The 6,735-nt window shown below is 65.2% G+C and carries 5 protein-coding genes and 1 pseudogene; 1 reads left to right on the top strand and 5 read right to left on the bottom strand.

Annotated features, from left to right (window positions below; genetic code table 11):
- From AC0L3S_RS33110 to rfaD, 4 genes and pseudogenes are all read right to left on the bottom strand, one after another.
- A pseudogene (locus tag AC0L3S_RS33110) lies at positions 1-340 on the bottom strand (capsular biosynthesis protein); the annotation flags it as partial.
- Between the two features lie 135 nt (positions 341-475).
- A complete protein-coding gene (locus AC0L3S_RS33105) occupies positions 476-1,765 on the bottom strand; it encodes an O-antigen ligase family protein (protein ID WP_473283922.1) in 1,290 nt (429 codons plus the stop codon).
- Positions 1,762-3,246, bottom strand: a complete 1,485-nt coding sequence (gene rfaE1, locus AC0L3S_RS33100) for a D-glycero-beta-D-manno-heptose-7-phosphate kinase (RefSeq protein ID WP_473283920.1) — start codon at positions 3,244-3,246, stop codon at positions 1,762-1,764. Before rfaE1 ends, AC0L3S_RS33105 begins: the two co-directional genes overlap by 4 nt.
- 11 nt (positions 3,247-3,257) lie before the next feature.
- Positions 3,258-4,238 (bottom strand): ADP-glyceromanno-heptose 6-epimerase, encoded by a 981-nt coding sequence (gene rfaD, locus AC0L3S_RS33095; RefSeq protein WP_473283918.1) that lies wholly within the window; start codon positions 4,236-4,238, stop codon positions 3,258-3,260.
- A gap of 173 nt (positions 4,239-4,411) precedes the next feature.
- Here rfaD and waaF point away from each other — a divergent pair, with 173 nt between their 5' ends.
- Entirely contained in the window at positions 4,412-5,500 is a 1,089-nt protein-coding gene (gene waaF / locus AC0L3S_RS33090) for a lipopolysaccharide heptosyltransferase II (RefSeq protein ID WP_473283916.1), read from the top strand.
- Between the two features lie 180 nt (positions 5,501-5,680).
- On the opposite strand, the gene AC0L3S_RS33085 is transcribed toward waaF, so the two are convergent.
- Positions 5,681-6,718: a glycosyltransferase family 4 protein gene (locus AC0L3S_RS33085; protein WP_473283913.1), complete on the bottom strand. Its 1,038-nt coding sequence runs from the start codon at positions 6,716-6,718 to the stop codon at positions 5,681-5,683.
- Between the last annotated feature and the right edge of the window lie 17 nt (positions 6,719-6,735).

The raw sequence follows: 6,735 nt of genomic DNA, 5'->3' as shown, positions 1-6,735 counted from the left end.
TGCCGAGGAAGAAGGCGCCGCGGACGTTGGGGGCGACGAAGATGTAGTCGAGCGCCAGGAGCGCAACCGTAAGCACGGTCGCGACGCGGATGATGTTCAGCGCGTCGGGCAGTGAGATGAAGCGCCATTTCGTCGTGGTCAAGTTGAAGACGAAGAACACGACCACGCTGAAGGCGAGAAAATAGGGCAGGATCTGGATCAGCAGCGGCAGGCGGTCGAAGAAGCCGTCGCCGCCCTCGAACCGCAGATAGAAAGCGGCAAACAGCGCCGCCGTGGTCGCCAGCAGGTCGTGGAGCGCGATCATGAAATTGCGCAAGGTGAGATGCGAAAGACGCGTCATCCGCTGACCGAAAATCCAGTTAGATGCAACCTGATCGCGCTGATAACCCATCTCGGCCGGACATGCCAGTCAAGGCTTGCCAGTCAAGGTTTGCCGGTCAAGCTTGCCGGTCGAGGTTTGCTATCCGCCGCCCGTTCAGGAACCGGCTTCCGCCGGCTTCGCCCCGGCCTGCTGCGCCCGGATCACCATGCCGCCGGCAACGCCGACACCGATGACGTACATCCAGCCCTCGTGGAAGTCGAACAGATGGGAGTTGAACAGCGAGGTGAAGACGTTCTGGACCACGACCAGGAGGCCGACCCAGTTTGCGAGCCCGTCGCCGCGAAACAAAAGCAGATGCAGGATCCAGATGGCGTAAAGAGCGGCGACCCCGATGATGCCCCATTGCACGGCCACGTTCAGCGTCTGGTTATGCGGGTTGCCGATCACCTGGGCGGATGCCTGATACTGAGCGTCGCCCGGCGTCGCGGCACGTTCGAACAATCCGCGCGTCGAGCCCGTGCCGTGCCCCTTGACCGGCGCCTCCGCGAAGAAGCCGAGGGATTTCCGCCAGAATTCGAGCCGCAAGCCTGCCGAGGTCGGCGCGCCTTTTTCGACATAGCGCGTGTAGTCGCTGGCAAAGCTGTCGGCGGTCTTGCGCAATTGCGGCGAAGCCTGCCAGGCGAGAACCGCACCCACGAGCAGGGCGGCGGAGATGATCGCGATGCTGCGCCATCTCAGATGAAGCAACGCAAACACACCGAACAGGACCGGAATGGCGAGGAGCGCGGTGCGCGATACCACCACGAACACCATGTTGGCGAAGAAGGCGAGCGCAAGCGCCGTGAGCAGCGCGGCGATCCAGTAGCGCCTCTCGCGCAGCAACTGCACGATCGGATAGGCGAGCGCGACCGCGCAGAGCGTGAACTCCTGGCTCTGGTCGATGTAGTTCTTGACGAAGATGCCGCGCTCGACGCGGTCGGATTTGAGCGCGAGGTCGGGGTAGAAGGCGACGAGCCAGGACATCACCGACAGCAGCGCGCAGGACACCAGGAAGGCGACGAACACCCAATGTCCGCGCGGCGAGCGCGCAAAATGATAGAGCAGGACCGGCAACACCAGCAGCTTGACGGTCGGATTGACCGCGTAGAAGCGCGCGCCCCAGGCCGCGTCCGACCACAGCGTCCCGACCAGCGCGAGCAGGACCAGCGCAATCGGCGCCGCACAGATCGGACGCTTGAGCGATTGCAGGAACTCACGGACGTCGAGGAACGGCACGAGAGAGAGCAGCATCAGGACATTGAATATCGCCGCAAGAGACGTCGACCATGGCAGCGAGGCCGCAGTCAGGATCGCAAACAGATCGACCGTCTCGGACCAGGCCGCCGGACTGCGCAGACGCCGCCACAGCACCTGGCCGGTCGTCTCCCCGGCGAGCGTCGTCACTTGCCCTCTCCCCGCGCGCGATGAACCAGCGCGGTTGTGCTGAAGCCCTGGAGAATATCGACCAGCACCACCGTCCCGCCCGCGGCCTCGACGACCTCATGGCCGACCACCTGCTCGCGGGTGTAATCGCCCCCTTTGATCAGCGCACTCGGCTTGATGCGGGTAATCAGGTCGATCGGCGTATCCTCATCGAAAATAACGACGAGATCGACGGCTTCGAGCGCCGCCAGCACTTCCGCACGCGCTCGCTCGTCCTGAACGGGGCGGTCGGCGCCCTTCAGCCGCCGGACCGAAGCGTCGCTGTTCAGCCCCACGATCAGCCGGTCGCAGGCGGAGCGCGCCGCAGTCAGCACCTTGACGTGGCCGGGATGCAGGATGTCGAAGCAGCCATTGGTGAAGCCGACGCGCTGGCCTTGCTTCTTCCATTCCGCGAGCTGCGCGTCGAGCGCGCCGGGCTCGAGCACGATCTTCTCCTCGGCCGCGAGATAGGCATGCGGCAATATCTTTCGCTTCAGCTCGGCCGCGCTCACGCTGGCGGTGCCCTGCTTGCCGACGGCGACGGCGGCCGCGGCACTGGCCATGCGGAGCGCAGTGTCCCAGTCCGCGCCGGTGGCGAGCGACACCGCGAGCGCCGCGGCAACGGTGTCGCCGGCGCCGGAGACGTCACGCACCTTGACCGGAAACGCCGGAACGTGAACGGCCTCGCCGTTGCGCGGCACCAGCGTCATGCCGTGCTCGCCTTGCGTGACCAGGATCGCCTCGCAATCGGCGAGCCGCATCACGTCCTCGCTGGCATCGACGATGCTCTGCGGGGTGTCGGCGCGGCTTCGGGTCGCTTCCGAAAATTCCTTGCGATTGGGCGTGAGCAGCGTCGCGCCGCGATAGATCGCCCAGTTCAGGCTTTTGGGATCGACGATCACCGGCTTACCGAGCTTTCGCGCGGCGTCGATTGTGTGCCGGATGACCCGGGCGGTCAGCACGCCCTTGGCGTAGTCGGACAGCAGCACGATGTCGGCGCGCGCGATCTGCGGCAGGATCACTTCGATCAGCTTGGTCTCGATCGTATCGGAAGCAGGCTGTGACTGCTCCCAATCCGCACGCAGCATGTGCGTGGAAAAATGCTCGGAGACGAAACGGACTTTCCGCGTGGTCGGACGCGAGGGATCGCACACCAGCACGCTTTCGATTGCACCCTGCTCCGCAAGCGTCGAGGCGAGCTGCCTGCCCGCATCGTCCTCGCCGACGAGGCCGACGAAGATGCAGCGCGCGCCGAGCGCGGCGACGTTGCGCGCGACATTGCCGGCACCGCCGATATGGATCTCGCTGCGCTGTGCCGCGATGACCGGCGCCGGCGCTTCCGGCGAGATCCGCGACACCTCGCCATAGACGAACTCGTCCAGCATGATGTCGCCGATGCACAGCACCGTGCGGCCCGAGATGGCTTGTGCGAGGGCATCGAAATCGAGAATGGGCGTCGGCATGGTGATGGGCCTCAGCGGAAGCGGTCGGGCCGGTCGAGATAATCCCCGACATAGGTCTTCACCGCGTCCTCGAGCGTCGTGAAACCGCCATTATAGCCGGCGCGGTGGAGGCGATCGACCTTGCTCTGGGTGAAGTACTGGTAGCTGCCGCGGATCTGCTCGGGCATGTCGATGTATTCGATGTTGGGGCTGGCGCCGAGCGCGGCATAGGCAGCCAGCATCAGGTCCCTGAAGCTGCGTGCCTTGCCGGTGCCGACATTGTACAGCCCGGACACCGAGGGCGTTGCCAGCAGCCACATGATCACGCGCACGACATCGTCGACATAGATGAAATCGCGGCGCTGATCACCGTCGGCGATGCCCTCGCGATGCGACTTGAACAACTGCACGACGCGACCCGCTTTGACGTCGTCGAAGCGGCGCGCCAGCACGCTCATCATCGAGCCCTTGTGGTATTCGTTGGGGCCGAACACGTTGAAGAATTTCAGCCCGGCCCATTGCGGCGGCAGCTTCTCGCCGTTCGCTGCGCGCTCGGCGACGGCGAGATCGAACAGCTGCTTGCTCCACCCGTAGAGATTCATCGGCCGCAGTTTCTTCAGCGCAGGCACAGAGCTGTCGTCGTCAAATCCTGCCTCGCCGTCGCCATAGGTCGCCGCCGAGGAGGCGTAGATCAGCGGCACGGCATTCGCCGTGCACCAGTCCAGGAGACGCATCGACAGGCGGAAGTTGGTCTCGAACACCAGGTCGCCATCGGTGGCGGTGGTCGCGGAAATCGCCCCGAGATGGATCACGGCATCGAGCTTGCGGCCCTTCAGCCAGTCCGGCAGCTCGGCCGGCGGCACGATATCCACAAGCTGCCGCTTGGCGAGGTTGCGCCATTTGCCCTCGTTGCCAAGGAAATCACAGACGACGACGTCGCTGCGGCCGGCCTCGTTCAGCGCGGCGACGACATTCGATCCGATAAAACCGGCCCCGCCGGTCACCAGCAACATTCCAACTTCCCTGCCAGATTTTGCCTGCCCGAAGTTTTGCGGCCCGGTTCTGCCCTAGCGCATGATCCGCCAAAGTGTAAGCGGTTTTGGGATTGCCGCTTAGCCGGCTTTACCTGCCGGCCCGGAGCGGCTAACCGAACCGCCATATCAGCGCACCGCGGCCAATTTAACGAATGAACAAAGATTCGCAACTTAGTGGAAATGCAGATCGGAGCGACACGCGCCCGATCCTGATCGTCCCCTACATGTGGATCGGCGATTTCGTCCGGAATCACACCGTCGTGCGGGTCCTGAACGAGCGCTGGCCGAACCGCCCGGTCGATCTGCTCACGACCTCCCTGTGCGCGCCCCTGGTCGATTACATGCCCGGCGTGCGCGATGCGATCGTCTGGGACCTGCCGCGCGGCCGCCTCGCCGTGGGCCGCCAGCTCGGCCTGGCGAAGCTCCTGCGCGAGCGGAACTATGGCACCGCCCTGGTGCTGCCCCGGACCTGGAAGGCCGCCATTGCGCCCGCTTTAGCCGGCATCCCCGAAAGGGTCGGCTTCGTCGGCGAGTTCCGGTTCGGCCTGCTCAACCGCTGGCGCTGGGGCGAAAAGAAATTGCCGCGCTTCATCGACAAGAACGCCGCCCTCGCCCAGCCCGATGGCGCACCTCTGCCGGGGGAATGGCCGGTGCCGCAATTGCGGGTCCCGGCCGAGGACATCGTCCGCTGGCGGCAGGCCAACGGCCTCAGCGCAGGCGCTGCCGTAGCGCTCGCCCCCGGCTCGGTCGGCGTCTCAAAACGCTGGACCTACTATCCCCAGGCCGCTCGCTTGCTCGCCGAGCGCGGCCTCGAGGTCTGGGTTGTCGGCGGCCCCGGGGAAAAGGGCCTCGCCCAGGAGATCGTCGCGGCCGGCGGCGCCGGGACCGCCGGCGGCCCTGGGGTGCGGGACCTCACCGGCAATGATCTGCGCAACGGCGTGCTGGCCATGGCTGCGGCCGGCGTCGCGATCTCCAACGATTCCGGCTTGATGCACATCGCAGCCGCCCTCGGCACGCCGACCATGGGCATCTTCGGGCCGACCAGCCCCTATCTCTGGGCCCCCCTCAACAGCCTCGCCGCGACCGTGGTCCAGGACAAGAGCGTGCTCTCCTGCCAGCCCTGCCAGAGCACGACCTGCAGGATGAACGACCACCGCTGCATGCGAGATATCGCGGCGAGCGAGGTGGTGGAGATTGCGCAGCGGGTGCTGAGTGAGGTGGGAGCAAGGGCTGCGACGTGAAGGCCGTCGAAGCTACGCCGATGATGACATCATGCCAGTGTTTTGCCCGACGAGTCAAACAGATTTCGTAAAATCAGCAGATCATCACGCGAGCAGCCAAGCCGTTGATTTTGCTGTCTCCGGCTACTGTGCATGGGGTTGTTTTCGAGATTTTTTGTTTGCGGGCATAGAAGCGCCGGCTCAAAGCAGCGGCCGATACACCTCGCCGATCCGCGCCGCTTCCGCATCGAGGCTGAACCGTTCGAGCACCCGTGCCCGCCCGCGCTCGCCCATCGCGGTTGCCGTGGCAACATCGCGCATCAGCGGCTCGACCGCTGCTGCCAGCGCATTCGCATCACCGGCGGGGATCAGCACGCCAGTCACACCATCCTCGACCACGAGTTCGGCCGCGCCGGCGCGCGCGGCGACCAGCGCGCTGCCAGCCGCCATCGCCTCGATCAATGTCAGGCCAAAACCTTCGTTGCGCGAGGTGAAGGCGTAGATCGTCAGCCGCTGATACCAGCGCTGCACGTCTTCGATCGGTAGTTCGCCAGTGATGACGATGCGCGATTGCAGGCCGGCGGCCTCGATCCGCTTCTTCAGGTCGTTGGCAAAAACAGTTTGCTCGGGCGTGACCTGGCCGACGATGACAGCGGTGAAATCCGGATAGCGCGGCAGCAGGCGGCACATCGCATCGACGAACACGTCGGTGCCCTTCTGCGCGCGTACCCGGCCGAAGCAGCCGATCGCGTAACGGCCCGGCAGCGCGGTTTCCGCGAAGGCAGCAATGCGGTCGAGCGGCGGCGCATAGACGGCGGTGTCGACGCCATGCGGAATCACCGTCGACTTCACCTTCAGGAACGAGGCCGAAAGATCTGATGTCGCGATGATCGCGTCCATGCGCCGGATCAGCCAGCGCGTGATCCAGCTATGATGGCGCTGTGCCGCCGAGGTGAAGACGAGCTTGAGCGGCCAACCGAGCAAGCGCAACAGCACGCCGGCGATCATCTCGTTGTTGCGGCGCGCGTGCCAGATCACCGGCGCCTTGCGGCGCCACAATCTCAGGAGATCGGAACCGTTCAGGCGCGCGAGCCCCTCCGGCGCGTCGGAGCCGAACCACGCGGCGCGAAACAGCTTTGCCAGCCGCGGCGCCACCATCCGGTTGGTCGCGGTGACCCCGGAATAGCGCCTGTGCAGATTTGGCACGATCACTTCGAGATCGCTTGGGGAATTCGCCACGCCACGCTCCGTTTCGA

This window comes from Bradyrhizobium sp. Ken01, assembly GCF_055807355.1.
This window is presented reverse-complemented; position numbering and strand designations above follow the sequence as displayed.

Coding starts and splice junctions, on each gene's coding strand:
- rfaE1 (WP_473283920.1), bottom strand. CDS start 3,246: ATGCCGACGCCCATTCTCGATTTCGATGCCCTCGCACAAGCCATCTCG.
- rfaD (WP_473283918.1), bottom strand. CDS start 4,238: ATGTTGCTGGTGACCGGCGGGGCCGGTTTTATCGGATCGAATGTCGTC.
- waaF (WP_473283916.1), top strand. CDS start 4,412: ATGAACAAAGATTCGCAACTTAGTGGAAATGCAGATCGGAGCGACACG.